General features: G+C 60.9%; 20 protein-coding genes. 13 read left to right on the top strand and 7 right to left on the bottom strand.

Annotation, left to right across the window (positions count from 1 at the left end):
* Positions 1–3 precede the first annotated feature (3 nt).
* Together ACZ5RT_RS04310 and ACZ5RT_RS04305 are read right to left on the bottom strand one after the other, a co-directional pair.
* Complete coding sequence (locus ACZ5RT_RS04310) at positions 4–753, bottom strand: SDR family oxidoreductase (RefSeq protein ID WP_416560214.1); 750 nt, start codon at positions 751–753, stop codon at positions 4–6.
* Positions 750–1865, bottom strand: coding sequence for a mandelate racemase/muconate lactonizing enzyme family protein (locus tag ACZ5RT_RS04305; protein WP_464453623.1), 1116 nt, complete (start codon positions 1863–1865; stop codon positions 750–752). The genes ACZ5RT_RS04310 and ACZ5RT_RS04305 overlap by 4 nt, the downstream gene beginning before the upstream one ends.
* A 224-nt stretch (positions 1866–2089) precedes the next feature.
* On the opposite strand from ACZ5RT_RS04305, the gene ACZ5RT_RS04300 reads away from it, so the two are divergent.
* The 8 genes from ACZ5RT_RS04300 to manD all read left to right on the top strand — a co-directional run bounded on the left by ACZ5RT_RS04300 (position 2090) and on the right by manD (position 11691).
* Positions 2090–2818 carry a FadR/GntR family transcriptional regulator gene (locus tag ACZ5RT_RS04300; RefSeq protein WP_422171104.1) on the top strand — a complete coding sequence of 243 codons (729 nt, stop codon included), beginning with the start codon at positions 2090–2092 and terminating at the stop codon, positions 2816–2818.
* 56 nt (positions 2819–2874) lie between these two features.
* A complete protein-coding gene (locus ACZ5RT_RS04295) occupies positions 2875–3864 on the top strand; it encodes a sialic acid TRAP transporter substrate-binding protein SiaP (RefSeq protein WP_464453622.1) in 990 nt (329 codons plus the stop codon).
* Between the two features lie 149 nt (positions 3865–4013).
* Entirely contained in the window at positions 4014–4598 is a 585-nt protein-coding gene (locus ACZ5RT_RS04290) for a TRAP transporter small permease (RefSeq protein WP_416560210.1), read from the top strand.
* Between the two features lie 30 nt (positions 4599–4628).
* The gene (locus ACZ5RT_RS04285) at positions 4629–6023 is read left to right on the top strand and encodes a TRAP transporter large permease (RefSeq protein ID WP_422171106.1); all 1395 of its coding nucleotides are present in this window, start codon (positions 4629–4631) and stop codon (positions 6021–6023) included.
* A 45-nt stretch (positions 6024–6068) separates the two neighbouring features.
* A complete protein-coding gene (locus ACZ5RT_RS04280) occupies positions 6069–7598 on the top strand; it encodes a UxaA family hydrolase (RefSeq protein ID WP_464453621.1) in 1530 nt (509 codons plus the stop codon).
* A gap of 147 nt (positions 7599–7745) precedes the next feature.
* Positions 7746–8807 carry a malate/lactate/ureidoglycolate dehydrogenase gene (locus tag ACZ5RT_RS04275; protein WP_464453620.1) on the top strand — a complete coding sequence of 354 codons (1062 nt, stop codon included), beginning with the start codon at positions 7746–7748 and terminating at the stop codon, positions 8805–8807.
* Between the two features lie 193 nt (positions 8808–9000).
* Positions 9001–10404 (top strand): mannitol dehydrogenase family protein, encoded by a 1404-nt coding sequence (locus ACZ5RT_RS04270; protein ID WP_464453619.1) that lies wholly within the window; start codon positions 9001–9003, stop codon positions 10402–10404.
* 75 nt (positions 10405–10479) lie between these two features.
* A complete protein-coding gene (manD, locus tag ACZ5RT_RS04265; RefSeq protein WP_464453618.1) occupies positions 10480–11691 on the top strand; it encodes a D-mannonate dehydratase ManD in 1212 nt (403 codons plus the stop codon).
* A 419-nt stretch (positions 11692–12110) separates the two neighbouring features.
* On the opposite strand, the gene ACZ5RT_RS04260 is transcribed toward manD, so the two are convergent.
* Complete coding sequence (locus tag ACZ5RT_RS04260) at positions 12111–12542, bottom strand: DUF4148 domain-containing protein (RefSeq protein ID WP_374351360.1); 432 nt, start codon at positions 12540–12542, stop codon at positions 12111–12113.
* A 209-nt stretch (positions 12543–12751) separates the two neighbouring features.
* Between ACZ5RT_RS04260 and ACZ5RT_RS04255 the strand changes: the two genes are divergently transcribed.
* Positions 12752–13702, top strand: coding sequence for a LysR family transcriptional regulator (locus ACZ5RT_RS04255; RefSeq protein ID WP_464452708.1), 951 nt, complete (start codon positions 12752–12754; stop codon positions 13700–13702).
* A gap of 100 nt (positions 13703–13802) precedes the next feature.
* Here the strand turns inward: ACZ5RT_RS04255 and ACZ5RT_RS04250 are convergent, their stop codons facing one another.
* A complete protein-coding gene (locus ACZ5RT_RS04250; protein WP_066692010.1) occupies positions 13803–14396 on the bottom strand; it encodes a TetR/AcrR family transcriptional regulator in 594 nt (197 codons plus the stop codon).
* A 93-nt stretch (positions 14397–14489) separates the two neighbouring features.
* On the opposite strand from ACZ5RT_RS04250, the gene ACZ5RT_RS04245 reads away from it, so the two are divergent.
* The 4 genes from ACZ5RT_RS04245 to ACZ5RT_RS04230 are packed head-to-tail and all read left to right on the top strand — an operon-like array spanning position 14490 to position 19199.
* Positions 14490–15908 (top strand): TolC family protein, encoded by a 1419-nt coding sequence (locus tag ACZ5RT_RS04245; protein ID WP_464452709.1) that lies wholly within the window; start codon positions 14490–14492, stop codon positions 15906–15908.
* Position 15909: 1 nt separating this feature from the next.
* Complete coding sequence (locus tag ACZ5RT_RS04240) at positions 15910–16878, top strand: HlyD family secretion protein (RefSeq protein ID WP_191819796.1); 969 nt, start codon at positions 15910–15912, stop codon at positions 16876–16878.
* Positions 16879–16885: 7 nt separating this feature from the next.
* On the top strand, positions 16886–18058 hold the full coding sequence (locus ACZ5RT_RS04235; RefSeq protein WP_464452710.1) for an ABC transporter permease: 1173 nt from the start codon (positions 16886–16888) through the stop codon (positions 18056–18058).
* A 1-nt stretch (position 18059) separates the two neighbouring features.
* Positions 18060–19199 carry an ABC transporter permease gene (locus tag ACZ5RT_RS04230; protein WP_464447237.1) on the top strand — a complete coding sequence of 380 codons (1140 nt, stop codon included), beginning with the start codon at positions 18060–18062 and terminating at the stop codon, positions 19197–19199.
* A gap of 370 nt (positions 19200–19569) precedes the next feature.
* Here ACZ5RT_RS04230 and ACZ5RT_RS04225 read toward each other — a convergent pair whose 3' ends face one another.
* From ACZ5RT_RS04225 to ACZ5RT_RS04215, 3 genes are all read right to left on the bottom strand, one after another.
* Complete coding sequence (locus ACZ5RT_RS04225; protein ID WP_464453617.1) at positions 19570–20571, bottom strand: aldo/keto reductase; 1002 nt, start codon at positions 20569–20571, stop codon at positions 19570–19572.
* 66 nt (positions 20572–20637) lie between these two features.
* Entirely contained in the window at positions 20638–24252 is a 3615-nt protein-coding gene (locus ACZ5RT_RS04220; RefSeq protein ID WP_464453616.1) for a DUF748 domain-containing protein, read from the bottom strand.
* A 170-nt stretch (positions 24253–24422) separates the two neighbouring features.
* Complete coding sequence (locus ACZ5RT_RS04215; RefSeq protein WP_464453615.1) at positions 24423–24941, bottom strand: hypothetical protein; 519 nt, start codon at positions 24939–24941, stop codon at positions 24423–24425.
* Between the last annotated feature and the right edge of the window lie 76 nt (positions 24942–25017).

The raw sequence follows: 25017 nt of genomic DNA, 5'->3' as shown, positions 1-25017 counted from the left end.
AAATCAAATGGTCATGCCACCGTCGACCATGTAGGCATTGCCTGTGGCGAAGATGGACTCGTCGGAAGCCAGGAATGTGACGATGGGTGCAATCTCGTGCGCCTGCGCCAGTCGCCCCATGGGTTGGCGGTTGATGAAATCCTGACGCGCTTGCACCGGATCGGCGTAGCTGTTGATGCGGTCCTGCAGCGAAGGCGTGTCCACGGTGCCGGGGCAAATGCAGTTGCAGCGGATGCCCTGGCGCACATAGTCGGCCGCCACGCTCTTGGTCAGGCCAATCACGGCTGCTTTGCTGGCACCATAAACAAAGCGGTTGGGCAAACCACGGACACTGGAGCAGACGCTGGCCATGTTGATGATGCTGCCGCCATGGCCGTCTTTCTGAAACTGCGCCACCATTTTGGGGATAGCCGCCTGAATCATCCAGAACTGCGAACGCACGTTCAGGTTGAAGGCAAATTCCCAGTCCTCGTCAGTGGCCAACTCGATGTTGCCGTTGTGCACAAAGCCTGCGCAGTTGAAGAGGATGTCAATGCGGTCCATGCTCGCCACCTGGGCGGTGATGGCTTTTTTGTCGAGCACATTCAACACCGCCGTGTGCACGTTGGCCACCCCTTGGTAGGCCTTGAGCAGATCGGGATTCACATCGGTGGCGTACACCGTGGCGCCCTCGGCAGCCATGGCCAAAGCGGCGGCCTGGCCAATGCCTTGCCCAGCGGCAGTGATCAGTGCGATTTTTCCTTTGAGTCTCATGGTGCTTGGATCTCCAGATGGGTGGTTTGTCGTGCTGTGATGGCGGTCCAGTCCCAGGCGATGCCCAGACCGGGTGAGTCGGGTGGCAAGGCAAAGCCGCCTTGCACCTGCATGCGCGAGGTGGTGATGTCGTCGAGCTGCGGGATGTATTCGACCCAGGTCGCGTTGGGCACAGCCGCGCACAGGCTCACATGCAACTCCATCAAGAAGTGCGGGCACACCGCCACGTCAAAGGTCTCGGCCAAGTGCGCGGTTTTGATCCAGGGCGTGATGCCACCGATGCGTGCCACATCGGGCTGCACGATGGAGCAAGCGCCTTGCTCCAGATATTCACGGAACTGCATCGGGTGGTACATCGACTCACCGACTGCCACAGGAATGGGGGTGTGTTCTCGCAACTGCCGATGCCCCGAAACGTCTTCGGCAGGCAAGGGCTCTTCCATCCACGCCAGCCCCAGACCATCGAAGGCCCGCGCACGGCGCACGGCCTCGGCACGGTTGAAGCCCTGGTTCGCATCGGTCATCAACTCAAAGCCTGGTCCCACAGCGTCACGCACGGCACTCAGACGCGCCACGTCTTCGCTGACATGCGGACGACCAATCTTGATCTTGGCCCCTTTGTAGCCTTGGGCTTGCGCCTCGAGGGTTTGGTCCACCAGCGCCTCAGGCGATAAATGCAACCAGCCGCCTTCGGTGGTGTAGAGTGGCACACGCGCTTGCGCCCCGCCCAGCAACTGCCACAGCGGCAAGCCCTGACTTTGCGCACGCCAGTCCCACAAGGCCGTGTCGACACAGGCCAGCGCCAAGCTGGTCATGGCCCCCACCGCAGTGGCGTGGGTGTGGAAAAACAAATCTTTCCAGATCGCTTCGACCATCACCGGATCACGCCCGATCAGGCGCGGAACCAAATGGTCCTTGAGCAAAGCAATGACCGACGATCCCCCTGTGCCAATCGTGTAGGCATAACCCGTGGCCGAGATGCCGTCGCTGCAGTGCAGCGTGAGCAAGAGGGTCTCTTGCGTCACGAAGGACTGGATGGCGTCGGTGCGCAACACCTTGGGCGGCAGGTTGACTTGCCGAAGGCTCACGCGGTCAATGGTGACAAGGGGCATCTGGGACAGCTTGAGAAGGGGTGTTGATCAGTTGAAGTGGACAGGTCAGGCCTGCGGCAAAGGTCTCAATGAGCGCCAGCATGCGACAGACGCGGCCTGTCACAGGTCGTTTCTGCGACACGCCCCATGCGGGTTTGTCCGGAGTTGCAATGGTTTTTGAACATGTGATGATTCTGCAACTGGTCTGACCACTTGTCCAATTCACGTTATCCCTGATTCGCGCCATGCCCCTTCAAACCGTTGAACCCCAACGCCTTTACCGACAGATTGCCGAGCAACTGCGGCAACTGATGGCTTCGGGCGAGTTTGCGCTGGGTTCACGCCTACCCGCCGAGCGCGATCTGGCGGTGCAACTAGGTGTGAGCCGTCCCTCGGTGCGCGAGGCCCTGATTGCACTGGAGGTGGAAGGCATGATCGAGGTGCGCACCGGCTCCGGCATCTATGTGCGGCAACACTCGACCGCCAAACCGATCGCGGCCCCGGCCGAACTGGACGACAACACCCCTGCCAACTGGGGGCCACTGGAAGTCATGAGCGCCCGCATTCTGGTGGAGGCCGAAGTGGCAGCGCTGGCCGCAACCCATGCCAAAAAAGCCGACCTCAAAGCCATCAAAAACGGGCTGCAACAAATGAAGCTCGAAGCCGCGCGGGATGAAGTTCCGCGTCAGGGCGATGAAGCGTTTCACGAAGCCATTGCCCAAGCCTGCGGCAACAGCGTGCTACTGGACACGGTACAGCGCTACTGGATGGCCCGCAACGGCCCCTTGTTTGAGCGGCTGGGGGATTATTTTGAACACCCCGCCTCATGGCAAACCGCCATTGCAGAACACCAGGAAGTGATGCACGCTATCGAAGCGCGAGACAGCAGTGCAGCCCGCAAAGCCATGCAAAAACACCTGAAGCTAGCCCACAAAAGATACAGCGCGAGCTGGCGCCGCGCACCCGCCCGCTAGGGTGATTTTCTGTTCCCGCGTCAGCAACTTTTTCCAAACCCAACGAGGAGACAACGATGAGCAAACGATTCGCACTGAAGACCCTGGGCGCATTGGGCGTGATGGCCATGGGCACCTTGCTGATGAGCGCAGGTGCCCAAGCCCAGCAAAAACTCAAGTGGGCCCATGCCTACGAAACCTCCGAGCCGTACCACACCGACTCGGTCTGGGCTGCTGAAGAAATCAAAAAGCGCAGCAATGGCAAGTTCGACATCCAGGTCTTCCCCGCTTCCACTTTGGGCAAAGAAACCGATATCAACCAAGGCCTGACTTTGGGCACGGTGGACATCATCATCAGCGGCCCATCATTCGCGGCTCGCACGTATCCTCGCTTTGGCATTGCGTATTACCCCTTCATCTTCCGCGATGGCGACCACCTGATTGCCTATTCCAAGAGCCCCGTGTTCCAGGAAATGGTCAACGAATTCCGCGCCAAGACCGGCATCCAGGTCACGGCCTACACCTATTACGGTGCGCGCCACACCACGGCACAAAAGCCCATCCCCAACTGCGCGGCCATGAAAGGCTTGAAGATCCGCGTGCCCGACGTGCCAGCCTACCGCGCCACGCCTGAAGCCTGCGGTGCCAACCCCACGCCCATTGCTTTTGCCGAGGTGTACCTGGCCCTGCAAAACGGCACCGTGGAAGCCCAAGAAAACCCTTTGACCACCATCGAAGCCAAAAAGTTCTTTGAGGTGCAAAAGGCCATCATGCTCACCGGCCACATCGTGGACGGCCTGACCACCCAAGTGGCGCCACACCTTTGGAACAAGCTCAGCGACGCTGAGAAGAAAATGTTCACCGAGGTGATGCAAGAAGCGGCTGTGCGCTCGACCGCGCAAATCAAAAAGCGTGAAGCCGAACTGGTGGCCGAGTTCAAGAAAAAAGGCCTGCAAATTGTCGAGGTGGACCGCAAGAGCTTTGTGGATGCGGTCATGAAAAACAAGCCACTGGAGTCCCTGGGCTTCACACGGGCTGACTACGACAAGATCCAGGCCGCCAAATAAGCGAGTCCTGCGCGCCATGGTCGGTCTCGGCCATGGCGCACTGCCTTCTTGAGCCAACCACCCAGCACCCGCGCGTCACAAGCTAAACCCAGGGGGTTATCGCCCTGTGTGACCCGCGCACATCCTTTGTCATTTTCAGAGCCCACCCCATGAGCACCCAATCCCACCTGCCCGATCTGGACGCGATGCCCAAAGTCATGGGCGACGACGGCCAGTTTCACGCCACCGATGACGAGGTCGATTTGTCCGGCACGCCGATCGAAGCCTGGGTGGCCCTCGCCTTTTTCTGGGCGCTGGGCATCACCGTGTTTTACCAATTCGTGACCCGCTACGTCCTCAACGACTCGGCCTCGTGGACTGAAGAAATCGCCCGCTATTTGCTGATCGCGGTGGTCTTCACGGGTGCCACGATTGGCGTGGCCAAGAACAACCACATCCAGGTGGACTTTTTCTTCCGCTTCATGCCCCGTTGGTTGTCCCGCACGATGGCCACCCTGGTCGATGTGATGCGTGTGGCCTTTTTTGCCGCTGCCACTTTCCTCACGGGCCAAATGATGGAAAAGCTCGGCAGCTACAAGATGACCATCATCGATTTGCCCATGAACCTGGTGTATGGCGTGGTGATGGCCGGCTTTGCCGCCATGTGCCTGCGAGCCATCTGGGTGGCGCGTGTGCACTGGCAGCGCGGCTACACCGTGTTGGAACGCCCAGAGACCGACATCACCGACCGCTGAACAAGCCCTTGCCCCCTTGAAAGTTATTCCATGCTGAAAATCATTTTTCTGTTCCTCATGAGTGGCGGCATCCCGGTGGCCATCGCCATGGCCGGGGCTTCGCTGATTTACCTGCTGTTTGCACAAAGCTCACCACCCTTTGTGGTGATCCACCGCATGGTCTCGGGCATCGACAGCTTTCCGCTGCTGGCCGTGCCATTTTTCATCCTGGCCGGCAACCTGATGAACAACGCGGGCATCACCAACCGCATTTACAACTACGCACTGGCCCTGGTGGGCTGGCTCAAGGGCGGCCTGGGTCATGTCAACGTGGTGGGCTCGGTCGTTTTCGCAGGCATGAGCGGCACCGCCATTGCCGATGCGGCAGGCTTGGGCACCATCGAGATCAAGGCCATGAAAGACCATGGCTACAGCACCGAGTTTGCAGTGGGCGTCACCGCGGCTTCGGCCACGCTCGGCCCCATCATTCCACCCAGCCTGCCCTTTGTGATCTACGGCATGATGGCCAACGTGTCGGTGGGCGCCTTGTTCCTCGCAGGCATCCTGCCCGGCATCCTGATGGGACTGCTCATGATGCTGACGGTGGCCTACTTCGCACACAAAAATGGCTGGGGTGCTGACGTCAAATTCGAATGGCCCAAAGTCATCAAGGCCCTGGCCGAAACCGCAGTGGTCATCGGCTGGCCGCTGGCCATCTGGTGGCTGGTCACCGTCATGGGTACGCCACCCCAACTCACCGTCTTTGCAGCCTTGTTTGTGCTGTTTGCCGCTGATAAATTTTTCAGCTTTCAAGCCGTGTTGCCCATCATGACCCCAGTGTTGCTGATCGGCGGCATGACCACGGGCGTGTTCACACCGACCGAGGGCGCGATTGCCGCTTGCGTCTGGGCCATTGCGCTGGGTTTTTTCTGGTACCGCACGCTCAACTTCAAGATGTTCGTGAAGATCTGCCTGGACACGGTCGAGACCACCGCCACGGTGCTGTTCATCGTGGCTGCAGCCAGCATTTTTGGCTGGATGCTCACCGCCACAGGTGTGACCACCGCCATCTCCAGCTGGGTGCTGGGCTTCACACAAGAGCCTTGGGTCTTCTTGCTGCTGGCCAACTTGTTGATGCTGTTTGTCGGCTGCTTCCTGGAGCCCACCGCCGCCATCACCATCTTGGTGCCGATCCTCGTGCCGATTTGCCAGCAACTGGGCATTGACCTGGTGCACTTCGGTCTGGTCATGGTGCTCAACCTGATGATCGGTCTGCTGCATCCCCCCATGGGCATGGTGCTCTTTGTGCTCGCCCGTGTGGCCAGACTCAGCGTCGAGCGCACCACCATGGCCATCCTGCCCTGGCTGTTCCCGCTGCTGGGCAGCCTGGTCGTGATCACTTATGTGCCCAGCCTGGTGCTGTGGCTGCCTAAACAGTTTTATTAACCTCGCGGAACAGATCTTCGGCTCCGTCCCCAACCGATTCAAACCATGTCCAATCTCTTCATCCGTTTGCACCCTGCCGATGACGTGGTCATCGCGCGCAGCCAACTCATGAGCGGTAGCGCCGTCGAGGGCGTGCCCGTGCGCGGCCTGATCCCCCCAGGCCACAAGGTGGCCACCCGGGCCATCGCCGTGGGCGAGCCGGTGCGTCGCTACAACCAGATCATTGGCTTTGCGCACCAGCCCATCGCGCCGGGCGAGCATGTGCACACACACAACCTGAACATGGGCCCGGAAAAAGGCAACTTCGAGCGCGACTACGCCATCGGCCAAGACGTGAAACCCGAGCCCTCCCGTAAACAGGCCACCTTCATGGGCTACAAACGCTCGGATGGTCATGTGGCCACGCGCAACTACATCGGCGTGCTCTCCAGCGTGAACTGCTCGGCCACCGCCGCACGCGCCATTGCCGACCATTTCTCCAAACGCAACAACCCGGCTGCACTCGCCAAGTTTCCGAATGTGGACGGCGTGGTCGCCTTGACGCACGGCACGGGCTGCGGCATGGACACCGAGGGCTTGGGCATCCAGCTGCTCGAACGCACACTGGCCGGCTATGCCACCCACGCCAACTTCTGGGGCGTGGTCGTCGTCGGTCTGGGCTGCGAAGCCAACCAACTCAACACCTGGCTGGCGCACAGCAGCCTGCGCGAGGGCGACACGCTCAAGGTCTTCAACATCCAGGACACAGGCGGCACACGCCTGACGGTGGAAAAAGGCATCCAGCTGATTGAAGAAATGCTGCCCCGCGCCAACGCCATCAGCCGCGAGCCTTGCAGCGCCGAGCACATCACCGTGGGCCTGCAGTGCGGCGGCTCGGACGGTTATTCGGGCATCAGCGCCAACCCTGCGCTGGGCGTGGCGGTCGACCTGCTGGTGCAGCATGGCGGCACCGCGATCCTGAGCGAAACACCCGAGATTTATGGCGCAGAGCATTTGCTCACGCGCCGTGCGGTCAAGCCCGAGGTGGCGCACAAACTGATCGAGCGCATCAAATGGTGGGAAAACTACACCGCCATCAACGGCGGGGAGATGAACAACAACCCCTCGCCCGGCAACAAGGCGGGCGGCCTGACCACCATCCTCGAAAAATCCCTCGGCGCAGTGGCCAAGGGCGGCACCAGCAACCTGCAGGCGGTCTACGAATACGCTGAGCCGGTCACCGCCAAAGGCTTTGTCTACATGGACACCCCCGGCTACGACCCGGTGAGTGCCACGGGCCAGGTCGCGGGCGGGGCGAACCTGATCTGCTTCACCACCGGGCGTGGCAGTGCCTACGGCTGCGCACCCTCGCCCAGCCTCAAGTTCTCGACCAACACCGCGCTGTGGAAAAAACAGGAAGAGGACATGGACCTGAACTGCGGTGAGATCGTGGACGGCGGGGTGAGCATCGCCGAAATGGGGCAACGCATCTTCGAGATGATGTTGGCTGCCGCCTCAGGCGAGCCCACCAAGAGCGAGCGCCACGGCTACGGCCAAAACGAATTTGTGCCTTGGCAAGTGGGCGCGGTGATGTGAGCCATCCCCTTGTGATCCCTGACTCCCATTTGTCATCCCGGACTCGATCCGGGATCCATGTGGACCAACAACATGACCCCTGCCAAAGATGGACCCCGGGTCAAGCCCGGGGTGACAAGAATCAAACAATGACCGATAAGGACCATCATGAGTCAACGCATCCAAGCCGCAGCGCTGCGCACCAAAGTCGCCCACATCATTGAACAAGCGGGCAGCGCCCCGGCTGAAGCCGCGCAGGTGGCCGACAACCTGGTCATGGCCAACCTGAGCGGGCACGACTCGCACGGCGTGGGCATGGTGCCACGCTATGTGGATGCGGTGCTCGAAGGCGGCCTGAGCCCCAACACGGGCGTGAAGGTGCTGCTCGACACCGGTCCATTGCTCAACCTGGACGGCCAGCGCGGCTACGGCCAGATCACCGGTGTGCAAGCCATGCACATGGGCATTGAACGCGCCAAACAGCACGGCGTGTGCACCGTGGCCCTGAGCCGCTCGCACCACCTGGGTCGCATCGGCCACTTCGCCGAAATGGCCGTGGCGCAAGGCCTGGTGTCGGTGCATTTTGTGAACGTGCTCTCGCGCCCTGTGGTCGCGCCTTTTGGTGGTGGCGACGGGCGCTTTGGCACCAACCCCTGCTGCATCGGCGTGCCCATGGGCAACCGCGCCCCCTTTGTGCTGGACTTTGCCACCAGCCGCGTGGCCCAAGGCAAGATGCGCGTGGCGCACAACAAGGGGGAACAGGTGCCACCGGGTTACCTGATCGATGAACACGGCCACCCCACCACCAACCCCGGCGTGGTGGTGGTGCCGCAGTCCAACGGCTTGTTTGGCGCACTCATGACCTTTGGCGACCACAAAGGCTTTGGCATGGCCGTGGCCTGCGAATTGTTGGGCGGCGCACTCACAGGCAGCGGCACCTGGCACCGCGAAGCCGACCACCAACGCGCCGTGCTCAACGGCATGCTGACCCTGTTGATCGACCCGGTTCGTGTGGGGACACAAAGCATGTTTGAACAAGAAGCGCTGGCCTTTGCCGACTGGCTGCACCAGAGCCCCGATGCGCCGGGCAGTGACGGCGTCAAGATGGCGGGTGAACCTGAACGCACCGCCCGCGCCGAGCGCGAAAAATCCGGCATCTGGATCGATGACACCACCTGGGCCGAGATCGAAGCATCCGAGAAAAAACTCCAAACGTCGCCCCGGACTTGACCCAACAACTGTCACCCCGGACTGGCTTAACAACTGTCACCCCGGACCCCATGAATGTCACCCCGGACTTGATCCGGGGTCCATGCCTTCCGCAATCATGGATGCCGGATCAAGTCCGGCATGACAACTCAAATTCATCCGCCTCACCACCACGCATCGCTGTCAAGCCCCAATCACCCACTCGTTTGACCCCATGAAACTGTCCGCCTCCACGCTCATGGCCCTGCCCGCCTCTGTTCAAACCCCGGCGTACAAGCGCAAAGCCCATGCCCCGAGCGTGGTGCATCTGGGCCTGGGTGCTTTTCACCGCGCCCACCAGGCCATGGTATTTGACCGGTTGCTGACCGCTGGCGACACACGCTGGGGCATCCACGGCGTGGGCATGACGCGGCCTGATCTGGTGGACCAGTTGCGCGCACAAGACGGCCTGTACGCCGTGCGCGTGGCCGATGGTCAGGGCGTGACATGGCAAGTGCCCGGCGCGCTGTGGCGCATGAGCGTAGCCATTACCGAGCGCGATGCCGTGGTGCAGGCCATCGCGGCGCCCACCACACGCTGGGTCACCCTCACCGTCACCGAAAAAGGCTACACCCCGGCCTTGGGTCAGCTGTTACTGGACGGTTTGCGCCTGCGCCAGCAGGCAGGCTTGCCCGGCATCACCATTGCCTCATGCGACAACCTGCAAGGCAATGGCCACAAGCTGCAGGTGCTGGTCAAAACCGCTGCCACAACACATGACGGTGAACTGCTGCGCTGGCTCGATGCGCAATGCGCTTTTCCGTGCAGCATGGTCGACCGCATCGTTCCGGCCGCCACGGCCGAAGTGCTGGCCGCTGCACAAGAGGCGCTGGGCGCGCCAGACCAATGCGCTCTGAGCACCGAAGGTTTTTGGGAATGGGTGATCGAAAACCGCTTCGCCGACCCGGCAGACGCGGCCTTGCTGCAATCTGCGGGCGTGCGCGTGACGAACGATGTGCACAGCTACGAAGAAGCCAAGCTGCGCATGCTCAATGGCAGCCATACGGCCATGGCGCTCATGGGTGCGGTCACAGGCAGGCCTTACATTGCCAGCTGTATCGGTATGCCCCACATCCGTACCTTCGTTCATCAGCTGATGAGTCGCGAAGTCGCGCCACACCTGAGTCGCACGGATTGGGCCGACTATCGCGACGCACTGATCGCACGTTTTGGCAACCCGTATCTGAAGCACAGCGTGCACCAGATCGCTACCGACAGCTCGCAAAAAATCCCGCAACGTTGGCCACCCTCGGTGCTGGGGCAGATCACCCAAGGTGCTTCGTTTGAGCACCATGCGCTGGCTGCAGCCGTGTTCGTGCGCTACACCCTGGGCGTGGACGAAAAAGGTCAAGCCTACGCCCTGAACGACCCGCAAGCACACAGCCTGATGGCCTTGGGCGCCGCACAACGCACCGAGCCCGAAGCCTGCGTGCGCGCCTTGCTGGCCCGAGAAGACCTGTGGGGCACAACTTTGCCGCACAACACCGCATGGATCGCCCGCGTGACGCATTGGCACCAGCAAGTTCTGCAGCACGGCGTGGACGCTGCGGTCCAACAACTGCTGGCCACAAACACATGACAACCCGTTGCGGCATCCCGGTAGGTCGGCACCTTCAGGTCCGACATTTTGTAGCTTTGTACCCACTGTACTGACATGAAAATCACCGCCGCCCGCGTCATCGTCTGCAGCCCCGGCCGCAACTTCGTCACCCTCAAAATCGAAACCGATCAAGGCGTCACTGGCGTCGGCGACGGCACACTGAACGGGCGCGAGCTGGCCGTGGTCAGCTACCTCCAAGACCATGTCATCCCCTGCCTGATCGGGCGCGACCCGCAGCAGATCGAAGACATCTGGCAATACCTCTACAAAGGCGCCTACTGGCGACGCGGCCCGGTGACCATGAGCGCGATTGCCGCCGTGGACACCGCGCTGTGGGACATCAAGGCCAAGATGGCCAACATGCCGCTGTACCAACTGCTGGGCGGACGCAGCCGCACCGGGGTGATGGTCTACGGCCATGCCAATGGGCGTGACACCGCCGAAACGGTCGATGAAGTCTTGCGCCACAAAGAAGAAGGCTACTTGGCCATCCGTGCCCAAAGCGGCGTGCCGGGCCTGAACAAGGTCTATGGGGTCAGTGGCGCTAACCGCATGTACGAACCCGCCGACGGCAATCTGCCCAGCGAACACGACTGGAGCACCGAAAAGTATTTGCGCCACACGCCCGGCCTGTTCGAAGCCGTGCGCGAGGCCGTGGGCCCCGACATCCATTTGCTGCACGACGTGCACCACCGCCTGACGCCCATCGAGGCTGGCCAGCTGGGCAAGGCGCTGGAACCCGTGCGCATGTTCTGGATGGAAGACCCGACCCCGGCTGAAAACCAGGAAGCGTTCCAGTGGATACGCCACCACACCACCACGCCGATTGCGGTGGGCGAGATTTTCAACAGCATCTGGGACTGCAAGACACTGATCGAAAAACAGCTGATCGACTACATCCGCACCACCGTCGTCCATGCAGGCGGCATCACGCACTTGCGGCGCATCGCCGACCTGGCCAGCCTGTACCAGGTGCGCACCGGCTGCCACGGCGCCACCGACCTGTCACCCGTGTGCATGGGCGCCGCCCTGCACTTTGACACCTGGGTGCCCAACTTTGGCGTGCAGGAATACATGCCGCACAGCGAGGAAATGCTCTCGGTCTTCCCGCACGACTGGCACTTCGAGCGCGGCATGATGTATTGCGGCGAGTCCCCCGGTCACGGCGTGGACATCGACGAGAAGCTGGCTGCCAAGTACCCGTACCAAAGGGCTTATTTGCCGGTGAACCGGCTGCAGCACGATGGGACGCTCTGGAATTGGTGAAAGGGCTGACCTTAGGGGGCTACTTTGCAGCGTTAGGCGACGTTCATCACTACGCTGCGATGGTCTGGACACGACCCGATGCGGTCGTCGACGAACCCACAATGAACTTCCGCTCCTGGTTAATAGCGAAGTTCAGAACAGGCGTTCGGCCGCAAATCAGCGGACCTGCAAAAGTCCTAGATTTCCCCGGAGATGCCAAAGCAGGTATGCAGGCAGGCCGAACTCGTGCATCGGCGCGCCCAGCACGACATGGCCATGTGGCTGCATCTCAGCGATCTAGCATCATCCCGAACCATCTATGCGGCTTGCCCGGCTCCAGTGAACGCGGCGCTGAGCGCCGAATTCACTGATTTCAATGACCCCGGCGTGGACTGCGTGCATTCACACCGAAGTCATGCTGCCCGATGGCAGTGGTCAGTTCAGTAGGTGATGACCGGCATTTGGCCGGTGCGGATGGCTTCGGCCAGTTCGATCTTGACCTGTTCGCGTGTCTTGCCCTGGGCCACCGGTTTGGCCGGGTAGCGGCCAGGGAAAAGTTCATTGGCTTTCTTGCCGCTCTCTTGGTCGATCACGATGTCGCCGGTGCGGATGGCTTCGGCCAGCTCGGCTTTGACTTGCTCGCGGGTCTTAGCTTCGACGACCGGTTTGGCCGCGTAGCGGCCAGGGAAAAGTTCATTGGCTTTCTTGCCGCTCTCTTGGTCGACCACGATGTCGCCGGTGCGGATGGCTTCGGCCAATTCAGCCTTGACCTGTTCGCGGGTTTTGGGGGCCGAAGCATCAAAGGCCAGGGCATGGCCAGCGGACAGGGCTGCCACGGCAAGGGTCAGGGCGGAGAGGGTATAGCGGTTCATGATCGGTTTCCTTTCGGTTTCAAGAAACGGCCGATCTGTCAACATGACAGAGCTTCTGGCCGGGTCGATGGACCTTCGTGTGGAAAGCACTGCATCGATGGGATGAACTTTAAAATTTCTGATTCGAGGGAAAAACAGCCAATAAAACATTGGGTCATTTCCAAAAGAGAAATAATGCAAGCTCTTGAAGAGCCTGTAAGGAGCGCTGGATGGACCGACTGCAGTCGATGCGTGTTTTTGAGAGCGTGGTGGACGAGGGCGGCTTTGCCGCTGCAGCGCGGGCGCTGGACATGTCGGCCCCCGTGGTCACCCGGCTCGTAGCCGACCTGGAAGAACACTTGGGCACGAGGCTGTTGCAGCGCTCCACTCGGCGCCTCTCACTCACCGAGGCTGGCCAGCAATACCTCAGCCGCATACGCCACATCCTGCAGGACATCGATGATGCCGATGCGATGGCGAGTTCGCACACCACCGAGATGGCCGGCGTACTGCGAATCCAAGCGCCGCCCCTGCTGGCCACCTATGTTGTCGCGCCTTTGCTGGGCCGCTTTCGCAGCCAGTACCCTGCGGTGCGGATCGAGCTGCATGTGTCGCCCGTGACCGAGCCAGCCATTGAGGACTTCGACATCACCTTGCTCGGCACCGATGACAACTTCGACGCTGACATCGTGGCGCGCAAGGTCATCGAGTCAGAAGCTTTCCTGGTCGCTTCGCCGGCTTACCTGCAGCGCCGTGGGGAGCCACGCAGGCCAGCGGAGCTGGCGCACCATGATTGCCTGAGATTGAAATCGCCCCAAACCCGACCACGCGTTTGGCGTTTGTGGAGTCCTCAACGAGAAGAACAATGGCAGGATGTGGAAGTTCAGCCTGTTTTGTTGTCCAACCACATGGACACGCTGTTGCGCGCTGCGCTTGATGGCGCCGGCATCATGTCTTTGCCCTTGGATATCGCGGCACCTTACCTCTCACAAGGCACTTTGGTTCGGGTGCTCTCTCCCTGGATCACAGGGCGGCTGGCCTTGTATGCGGCATTGCCGAGCCGTAAGTTCATTCCCGACCGGACACGGGTTTTTCTGGAGTATCTGATCGAGCAAACAAAGCTTCAGACCGACAAGGCCTTGAAGGCATTCACTTCAACGAAAGCGGATTCCGTTGGTTGAGCCACCGACGCACGCGGGCCGCGGTTCAGCCTGAAATTTTCAGATGCCTTCAAATGGAGAAAGCGTGTCGATGGACGCCTGCAGACTGACCATCGACGCGCTAGGTCGGTTCCATCACACGGGTTTGGAGTGCGTTTTTCATGAATGCGGCGGCTTGGTTGCTCAATCGGGGCAAATGGGCAATCTGGTCTTGCTCGATGTGCTGCAGCACCATTTCGTTGATTCCACCAATCAGCCCAGTGGCCAGCCATTGCGGGATCGGAGTTGAGCGATGGTTGGCGGCGGCCGCCAGAAGTACCCCCGCTAGTCTTTCCATTGCCAAGCGCCTGGCGACCAGCCCAGCAGGTCCAAGCGCAAGGATCTCCACAAACAACGCGCGCAGTAGCAAGGGATTGGCGGCCAAGGTCTCCAGATAGAGCCTGATGGTCAGATCAATCTGCGAACTCCAATCTCGCTTGGGATCGATGCTGGCACGCAGCGTGGCCTCGATCTTTTGCGCAGAGTGGTTGAACAGCGCGATCAGGCAGTCGGTCTTGTCCTTGAAGTATTGGTAGAAGGTCCTCTTGGACACATTCGCCTCGCGAACGATGTCTGAAGTCGTGAGTTGCGCGTACCCGTGAGCAGTGACCGCGCGTGCCATTCCCTCCAGCAACCGGGTGCGGTGTTCATCGTCAGGGATCTGTGGTCGGCTCATGGTTCGAGTATCTCATGCTCGGTACTTGACAGTACCGAAAATCGGCGTAGAATTTTGATTATGGTACCAATTGGTACCGAACTAGAGAATGCCATGTTGAATCAACAAAATCGATTGCTTGCCAGGCTGACACTCAGTGCCTTGATGGGGGTGGCAGCTTGCCTTCCCACGCTGACACATGCCGAAGCTCTCAACTTCGAAGAAGCCGCCCATCGACTGCAAGCCAATTCAGATCGCCTGGCAATGACTCGCTTTTCTGTTGAGAGCGCACAATTAAAAGAGCAGGCCACTCGGCATCTGGGTGGTCCCGTGGTGACCGCAGGAGCTGCGGCTTTCCGCTTCCAGGGCGCCGTACAGGGCATTGATCTGACCCCCCTGACGCACACGATCGGTTCGTCGATTGCAGCGTTGCCGGCGCCGCTGGCTACCGGTTTGGCACACTTGCCGCCACTTCCGAACAGCCTCGATCTGAGCACGCAGCGCAGTGGCAATACCTCATCCGTCTCGGCCATATTGCCGATCTACACCGGTGGCGCCACCACGGCAATCAAACAGGCCTTGCAAGCCAAAACCGAAGAGGCCCGGGCAGACGGCCGCCAGGTACAACAGGAAGTGTTCAATGAGTTCGTGCAGCGCTACTTCGGCGCCCAACTGGCTGAACGCGCCGCCGGATTGCGTGAAGTGGCCTACCGGACCGTCCTGGAGCATGACGCCGCCACGCAGCGAATGCTGGAAGCAGGCCTTGTCGCACAGGTCGAGCGACTCCAGGCTCGCGCAGCGATGGAGGATGCCAAGCGTAACGCCCTGAAGGCCCGGGATGACGCTGAGTTGGCGTCGACGGCGTTGGCCAGAACCCTTCGCAACGCTGAGCGGATTCAACCGATGAGCCCGCTGTTCGTGATCAGTTCGCCGATCGAGCCGCTCGGCTACTTCACTGACGCGGCCCTGGAACGTCACCCGGGATTGGCCAAGGTGGCTGCCAAGAAGCGTGAAGCCGAGCAAATTCATGCGCTGGAAGAGTCTCAGAAGAAGCCTGCGGTGTTCGCCTTTGGCCAACGCCAACTGCGCTCCTCGGACCAGGCCAATTGGGTTGTGGGCGTCGGGGTCAGCTGGAGGTTGTGGGGTGGCGTGGACCGCTCCTTAATGAGCGAAGCCTCTCACCGGCTCATCGAGATGGCGGACAGCCAGGACAAGCAAGCCCGAAATGACATTGCCTTGCTGGTCGAGAAACGTTGGATGGCCGTCGACCAAACCCGGCGCCAGTTCCTTGCGCTGACCCCGAGTCTGGAGTTGGCCAATGCAGTCCTCCAACTCAAGACCAAGGGCCAGAAGGCGGGTACCAACTCCACGCTGGAACTGATCGACGCCGAAGTGAACCTGGCCAAAGCCAAAACGGAACAGGCGCAAGCGGCTTACGACTATGTCAAGGCGCTCGCCGATCTCCTTGAAGTGTCTGGCCTGTCCGATCAATTCGGCAGTTACATGGCTCGTGCCGATCTGAAAGTGCAATGAGATGAACAAGAAACTACCCATCACTCTGGCCATCATCGGCGCAGTCACCGTTCTCAGCGTGGGCCTATGGAAGGCCCAACAGCCTGGCGCCGAGGCGTTCCAGGGGCAAATGGAGGTTCAGGAAGTAGACGTCGCTTCCAAGGTCAGTGCCCGGATCGCGGACATCTTGGTCAAGGAAGGGGATGTCATCACGGTCGGCTCGCCGCTGATTCGCCTGGACAGTCCTGAGGTGACCGCAAAACTGGCGCAGGCCACTGCGGCCCAGGAGGCTGCGCAGGCCACCGCGGCCAAGGCACAAAATGGCGCCCGCCCCCAGGAGGTGGAAATCGCCCGTCTGAACTGGCAGCGCGCATTGGCGGCGGCGGACCTGGCACAGGCGTCGTTCAAGCGGATCGAAGGATTGGCCAGGGACGGCTTGATCGCTGCGCAAAAGCGCGACGAGGCCGAAGCCAATTTCAAGACAGCCCGCGATCAAGCCCTGGCTGCACAGGCCCAATACGAGATGGCTCGCGCCGGGGCCCGTGCCGAGGACAAGCAAGCTGCCGCCGCACAGGCGCGTCAATTGGCTGGAGTCGTAGCTGAAGTCCAGGCGGCCAAGGCCGAGACGGAACTCAAGAGCCCAGTGGCCGGCGAAGTCGTCAAGGTGCTGGGGCGCGTGGGTGAAATTTCGCCCCAAGGCGTCCCCGTGGTCACGGTTGCCAACATGGCAGATCAGTGGGTGGTGCTCAACGTGCGCGAAGACAAACTCGACAAGTTCGCCGTCGGCAAAGAATTCGATGCCACCTTGCCTGCCCTGAAAGGCCGTAAGGTTCGCTTCAAGGTCTACCGGGCAGCAGTCCTGCCTGATTTCGCCACGTGGCGTGCCACCAGGTCCGATCAGGGCTTTGACATCAAGACCTTCGAGGTGCGTGCCCGTCCGACCCAAATGATCGAGGGCGTTCGCCCAGGCATGTCCGTGCTGGTCGAGTGAATTGACCATGCGCCACTTCTTCAACAGCACTAGGCGGGAGGCCCGTCGCCTTGGTCAAAGTCCCTGGGACTTGGCGATGGTGACTTGGGTGCCTGTATTGGCCGTGGTGTTGGTCGTTTGGATATTCTCCAGCGCCATCCCCAGGAACCTACCTGTTGGCGTGATGGATGAAGACCATTCCGCGCTATCGCGACAACTGGTCCGCATGCTCAACGCCTCGCCTGGCATGCAAGTGGTGGACGAATTCGACAGCGAGTCCACGGCCCAACTTGCCCTAAGAGAGGTGCGGGTCTACGGGATGATCAACATCCCCAGGGACTTCGAGAGAGACATCAAGCGCGGGATAAAGACGGAGGTCATTCTGCGTCACAACGCTCAGTTCGCCACGCATTCGAGTCTGCTGCAGCGGGATGTACGCACGGTGGTTGGGACCCTGGCCGCCGGCATCGAAATGTCTGCTCGAAACAAGCGAGGTGAATCGGCCCAACAGGCCAAGGTCAGCTTTAACCCGATCCAAATCCAATCGATCGCACTGTTCAACGGGTCTGGCAACTACGAAAAGTACCTGACTGCCGCCGCGATCCCCGCCATCCTTCACATCCTCGCGATGACGGCTGGGGCTTGGGCGGTCGGCCGTGAATTCAGGGACAGGACGCTGGGGCAGTGGCTGCAGCACGAGGGGCCGCGGGCCGTCGGAGCAGCCTTGCTGGGCAAGCTGGCGATTCCCTGGGTGACCCTGACCAGCGTGGGCGCCGCGGCGCTCTGGTACATCACGACCGGGCGTGGCTGGGACATCCCTGGGAGCCTTCTCTGGATCTGCTTGGCCATGACCTTACTGATGGCGCTATCGCTGGCCGCGGGTGCAGCGGCGGCCACTCTGACCAAGTCCTTGCGCACTGCGTTGTCCGTCACGGGGCTTTTGACCGCCCCGGCATTCGCGTTCAGCGGTATGAGTTTCCCGCTGAGTGCGATGCCTGACAGTGCTCGGATGTGGGCGACCTCCATGCCGTTCACCCACTACATCCGATTGCAGACCGAGCAATTGCTGATGGGCTTAACCTTCGGCGCGAGTGCCGCCACACCTGCTGTATTCCTGCTGGCCACCCTAGGGTTGCTCGGGCTGGCGGCCTTGGGCTTGGTCCAGGCTCGCGACAAGCCATCGACCTGGGGAGCGCGTTGACATGACCTCGCACCATCCCACTTCGCTGAGGTCAGGGTTCGTCGCAACGCTGAGGGACGTCTTGCGCGACAAGGGCGCATTGATGATCTTTGTGGCTGCGCCCCTGTTCTATGCTTTCTTCTACCCCTGGTTCTTTGGCCCGGAGGTCGTGACCCGGATCCCGGTGGCGGTTGTCGACCAGGATCACTCGGCGCTTTCACGCTCGATTCATCGTCTGGCACTTGCCAATCCTCGCATCGAGGTCAAGGCAGTGGGGGCGGATGAGCGAGCCGCGCAAGCCGCCATGAGTCGTGGTGAGATTGATGGCTATCTGGTCCTGCCCGACGACCTGAAAGCCCATGTTGCCAGGGGAATGCCCGCTATGGTGACCGTGGTCTCGAACGGGGCCTATCCCCTCATCAGCAAGGCAGTTCAGTACGGCTTTTCTGAGGCCGTGGGCGCAGCCTCGGCAGGTGTTGAGATCAGGCAGCGAGAGGCCAAAGGACAGAGTCCCCGCCAAGCCGGCGAGAGCCGCACTCCCGTGGATTTCCGGGCCATGGCGCTGTTCAACCCTACAGAAGGCTATAGCAGCTTCATTGTTCCTGCCGTTGCCTTGTTCATCATGCACCAGACCCTCCTGATGGGCGTGGGTATGCTGGTGGCGACCTGGGTCGAACGAGGCGCGGCTTATGCCAGTCCAATGGCCTGGATCGGGCGCTGGCTGGCATTCCTGTTGCCGGGATTGGTGTCTGGCCTGTTCTATTTCGGATGGGTCTTTTGGCTCTACGGTTACCCTCGCGCTAACAACGTGGCTGGCTCCCTGGTTTTCCTGGTCCTGTACGTGTCGGCCATCGTGACGCTGGGGTCACTTGTGGGCCTGTGGTGTAGAGATCGCGAACGGGTCCTTCAAGTCCTGCTTTTTTCGACATTGCCGATGGTGTTTCTTGCCGGATTTTCCTGGCCGCCAGAAGCGTTGCCGCTCCCGTTGCAGTATCTGCGGTGGTTGATACCGACAACGTCTGGAGTGCAGGCTGCATTGCGCCTGAATCAAATGGGAGCCCCTCTGCAAAGCGTGATGCCCTATCTCGGTTGCCTGTTGGCACTGACCGTGGTGGCCGGCAGCTTCGTCTTGAAATTCGGCGGTAAGCCGCAGGGCGATTGAGGACGGAGATACTTGCACACGCGCAGGCAATGGGCTGCTGTGAAGGCACGCTGCTGGTTCGAGGAAGAGCCACGCGTCGACTTCATCCGCAATATCGCCCCCTGGGACGCCGACGATCTGGACGCTGATCGCAGCCGAGGATTGCGATTGGACCCTGAGCGGCCGTTGATCAAAGTTCTGCTGATGGCAGCTTCTGGCCGTTAGCTGCCTACAAGCCCGCCACACCCAAGTTCCGCTCCCAGGCTTAAACACCCCCTCACACCCAAACCAGCCAATTGCTTGGTCAGTGATCAAGACATGGATCCTCGGGGGAAGCCCGAGGATGACAGCTCAAACGGCTCCTCTGCTCAAGCCAAGGACGACAGATCAATCAGCCAAACACCTCGGTATCCACCTCGCTGTTGGCCTGCGCGTTGTAGCGGTCTCCTGCCACGGTGCGCTGGTTGATCAGGGCGTCAAGCCGTGCCAGCAGACCGGCGTCGAGCTGTACATCCACTGCCGCCAGATCGTCGAGCAGATGGTCCACCGAGGTGGTGCCGGGAATCGGGATGATGTCCTCGCCTTGGTGCAGCAGCCAGGCCAGCGCCAGTTGCGAGGGGCTGCAACCGGCTTCTTGTGCCAGCGCGTTGTAGGCGGGCAGCAGCTTCAGGTTGGCGGCGTAGTTGTCGGGTGCAAAGCGGGGCATGGTGCGGCGGATGTCTTTGGCATCCAAACCCGCAATGTCGAGCGGGCCACACAAAAAGCCTCGCGCCACTGGGCTGAAGGCCACAAAGGCCACACCCAGTTCGCGACACGCTTGCAGCACCGCGATCTCGGGGTTGCGGGTCCACAGCGAATACTCGGTTTGCAGCGCCGCAATCGGGTGCACGGCATGCGCTTTGCGCAAGGTGGTGGCCGACACCTCGGACAGACCAATGGTCTGGATCTTGCCTTGGCGCACCAAGTCACTCAAAGCACCCACACTGTCTTCGATCGGCACTTTTTTGTCCCAGCGGTGCAGGTAATACAGATCGATCACATCGGTCTGCAGGCGACGCAGCGCGTCTTCGCAGGTCTTTTTGATCGTCTCAGGTCGGCCATCAATCACGCGCACTTTGCTGCCGTCGCTTTGCTCAACGCCTTGCATGCCGCATTTGCTGGCCAAGGTGAATTTCTGACGGTGCGGTTTGAGCACCTGGCCGACCAGCGTCTCGTTGGCTCCAAAACCATACAAGGCGGCGGTGTCGAAAAAAGTCACGCCCTGGTCCAGGGCGGTGAGCAGCACACGCTCGCCCTGTTGGGCCGAGACAGGTGCCCCGTAAGCATGGCTGAGGTTCATGCAGCCCAAGCCGATGGCGCTGACCGAAAAGGAGGCGATTTGGCGGTTTTTCATGCCGGTATCTTAGACGCTCGCTTCGGCCCGCTGCCCAGGCCACAGAGGGCTCGCAGGGCAGCAGCCTCAATCGGTAGACACCGCCAAAAGCACTTTGGGCACAAACGCCGATGCGGAGCTGGCCTTGGCCACCACTGGCGCACCCAGAAACAACTGGGCTGCCGGCACATTCAGACCCAGCAAGACCTCGCGCACCGCTTGGGCCCGGGCTTGGGCCAGTTCACGCATGTCCGTTTCATCCACGGCCATCGCCGCCAGCAGCAAAGCTTCCATGTCGGCGGGTGGCATGTCCTTGACCAAGCCGAGCACATTGCGGGGCTTGGGGATCGGCGAGCGGCGGTACACCGACTGGAGCAAAGCGGGGTATTCCTCTGGGTTCACTTGCAGCACAGGGACCGAGGCCTGCGCGTCACGGGGCTGGCGTCGGCGTTTTTCAGCCATGACCGCCTCGCGCAGCTGGGCTCTGCGCCAGGCATCGCGCTCGCTCTCCATAGCCGCTTCGCCCGTCAAGGTCAGGCGCAAAGCCGGTTTGTCGATCACCATCCGGGCCACGGTCTCCAGCTTTTGGCGGGACGCCGCATCGAGATGGGCACTGCCCGGCGCGAACTCGATTTGCTGCAGCTGCTCTTCCCCCGAGAAAGCCCCCGAAATCAGACTGAAAGGCGAGACGATGGCTTTGCCAATCAGGTTGAGGACCATTTTCCAGACGATGGGCCCCACCCGAAAGTCTGGGTCGTTGAGGGAACCACTGACCGGCAAGTTGATGTCAATCACCCCATTGCGGTCGGCCAGCAGAGCGACCGCCAGCTTGACTGGCAAATTAGGGGCATCCGCACTGTCCGAGCGCTCGCCAAAGCGCAACTGGTTCAGAACAATCTGATGCGTCGCCTGCAGCTGGCCATCTGCACCAATCCGGTAATTGACCTCGGCCGAGAGCTTGCCCCGTTCAATGCCATAACCCGCATATTTGCTGCTGTAAGGCGAGAGTTGTGGCAACTCCAGATCGCGCACCTGCCCGCGCACGTCCAGCGCCACAGGCCGCGTGAGGGGGTTGATGCGACCCGAGATCTCCAAGCTCCCAGAGCCCGCCACGCGCCCACGCAAGCTCAGGTCGGCCAAGGCCGTATCGGCCCCACTCGCCTGGCTGGACAAGGCTCCCAAACTGCCCGCCAGCTCGGTGATGTCCGCCGAGTAGTTGGGCCGAATGAACTGGTCCGAAAACAAAACCCGACCCTTGACCACCCCAATGGGTCCCAATTCGATCAAGGCCGGTGCAACGGGTGGTTGCGAAGAGGCTGAGGGGGCGGACGAGGAGGAAGGCTCGGCCTTGATCAGGTGTTGCAAATTGAGCTGGCCCTGAGGATCGATGGCCACGCGCGCAAAGAAATCGCTCAAGGCTGTCTCTGCAATTTTCAAACGCGTCATTGCACCCGCGTCCACCCTCAGCTCAAGCCCGCGCAAACTCAGGGTCTGGGTGTCCAGCAAAGGCTCTCCGTCCGATCGGTTCAGCGCCCGGAGGTTGTCAACCGAGAGATGACCCCGCGCATTCAGGCCCAGCCCCGCATCGGGCATGGTCAGATCCAGGCCGCCTGAGTAACTCAACTCCGCCCTTCGCAAATCGAAGTTGACCCGGTCTGCCCAATAGCCGCGCAGTCTGTGCAAGGGGAAACGGCTCAGTTGCAAACGACCTTGGACTTCCAAGGGTGTGGCCTTAGCCTGTCCGTCTGCCGCAGAGGGCAAGCGGAACGCCCCTTCAAAACCCAGTTTGCCCGGCTCGCGGCGCTGCGCCCCGGTGATGAAATCGCCTTTGACCGTGGTCATTTGCGGCGATGCCGACAAAGGCTGCCAAGCGCCAATGCTGAGGTTAAAGTCCCGCGCATCCACCTTGGCACCCCCGGGCACAAATCGGTCGTCCAGGTTCAATACACCACCGGTGATCTGCATTGGCCCCATCGCCAATTGCCAGGGCTTGGCGGGCACCTCTGCGGGCTCAGCAACAGGGGGGGCAATTCGCCAGTCCTCGACCATCCAGCGCCCCTGGGGGTTACGGCTGACATTCAGCAGGGGTCGGCGCCAGGCTACCCGCCCCACACTGGCCTGCTGTCTGAAAATATCCACGTCAAGCTGCTCAATGGCCAGCTCTGCCCATCCGGCCTCGGGCTGCTCAGGCGTGCCCAGCAAGACATCGGTCATGTGGATCTGTGGCGCCTTGAACACCAAGGAAGATGGCGTGGTGCCTGCTGCAGCGCGCCAGTCCAGACTGAGCTGCGCAGAAGATTGGCCGTTCAGGCCCGGGCGAAACCGTGCGGCCCAATAGGGCGCTATGGTTTTGAGCGGAACATCGCGCCACGTCATGCGCGTCTGAGCACTGCGCAGGTCGGTCGTCCCTTCCCATGACACCTTCGCCCCCTGCAAAAGGGCTTGCCCACGAAAGGATGCCGCTTGCCGGCTTGGCCAACTGAAGTCCTGCCCTTCGACCGACAGCTCCGACAGTGCCAGACTGGCAGGCATGGCCACTGTAGCGTCCTGCCAATGCAGCTGCCCTGCTCTGATTTGAAGCCGCTTGAGAGCGAAGTCACTGCCCTTGGCCGTCGCTGTATCAGCCGCTTGGCTTGGCGGCGTCTGAGCCTGGGGTGTCTGCGGCAGGAAAGTGCGCTGCAAACGGACCCAGTTCAATGCCCCATCCGCGTGACGCCGCAAGTGCACCACCGGCCTGTCCAGACTCAAGGTACCGAGTTTGAACACGCCATCCAAAGGGTGCCAGGCATCGATCTTCAAGTCCAGGCCACCCAGCTGCAACAAAGGCACATCGGTGCGGTTCAGCTTCTCATGGAGTTTCAGCCCCTGCAAACCCAGATGACCCGAGACCGACAATTCGGGCGAGGTGTGTTGCCGGAAATCAAGGCGAATGTCCATGTCCAGCTGCCCGTCTGCCAATCGAACAGGCCAGGCTGCAGGCCAATAAGGCAGGTAGGGTTTGACATCGAGCCCTTTGATCTGAAAGCGTGCTTGTGTGCGTCGGTCCGATGCAAACGGGGTGGTTTCTGCATCGGAGTCAAAGCTGGAGCCATTGAACTGGAAGGCCAGCCTCGGATGGGTGGCGACCTCGCGTCGACCGCCAATGTTGCTCAAAAAAGGGATGTCCAGACGCACATCGCTCAGCGTGTGGGTGACCGATTTGGGTTCATCCCGAAACTGAACGCCACCGCCAAGGATTTGAATGTTGAACAGGGACAAACGGGGAACACCCGACCCCTTGGAATCCCCAGACGCGAAACGTGCCAGAACATCGTCGATGTCAAAACGGCCTTGCCCGAAGTGCGTCAGCTGCAGCTGCGGATTGCGCACCAGCACAGCGTCAGCCACGGGCGCCCATAAAAACAGGGACTGCAAAGAGGCGTTGACTTCGACCTCGTCGACACCCAACTGGGCTTGCGAAACCGGGTCTTTAGCCTCGGCGGGTGCCACGCGCACACCACGCAGAATCAAACGCATGGACCAAGGCCGAAAAACCACTTGGTCGACTGTGACCACACGCCCCAGCGCCGCAGTGCCCTGCTTTTCGATTTGCCACTGAACCAGTGCCGGCAGTGCCGCCCAACTGACCGCCCAGAGCACCGCCACCCCGAGCACGACAAACAAAACCCGGCGTTGCCAGCGCTTGAGAAGGCCCACATTCATGATCGACTCTTGGTAAAGAACAACAAGCCTGATTTTCGGCGATCCGGGGGCGCAAATGTAAGCCCACGGATACAAATTGGCCGAAACAGCCTTGGTTCTTTTTCACGGTAAAGCCACCAGACACCCCATCGCCCGGGTGTTGAGGCCTGCGGCCCACGCCGCCAGCTGACTCAGGTGGACTTGGTCGCCTCCGCCATCAAACCAGGCACGGAAGGATGGAAGAAGGTCATCGGCATGCTCTGGACATCAATTTTTTCCAGTGCCGCGTCCTGCGCAAAGTGCTGCCAGTCTTGCAGCAAACTCGCATTGGCGGAGACCAAGCGTCCCTGCGGGTCCTTGAACCACAGCATGAAGGGTTGTCTGGCCAAGCGCTCTTGCTGCTGACGCTCCAAGGCCAGTTCCTGGGCTGCGATTTTTTTCTCTTCGGTCACATCGATCATCACCAGCCTGCACTCGTCGCCCATTTCATCGAGCGTGGCATCGATTCGCACCACCATCTCGGCGCGGTGTGCGGTGGCACATAGGGTCACTTCGCAATAGCGACGGCACTTGCCGCTCAGAACTTCCTGGTGGAAGTTCAGAAACGAAGCCCGATCGGCCGGAGCGATGAAGTCCGCCAGAGGGCTGAGGGTGCGCTGTGAACGCTGGATGTCCAGCATGATCGCGCCGGCCAGATTGGTTTGAACCACCCGACTGTTGAATCACAACCAAAATTGAGCCAATTTCCGAGGTTTACACGCTGAAAACTGAGCCACGTTGAGGGCT

This window comes from Limnohabitans sp. TEGF003 (assembly GCF_055395455.1).
The sequence above is the reverse complement of the archived record's forward strand: the minus strand, read 5'-3'. Positions and strand labels throughout refer to the sequence as shown.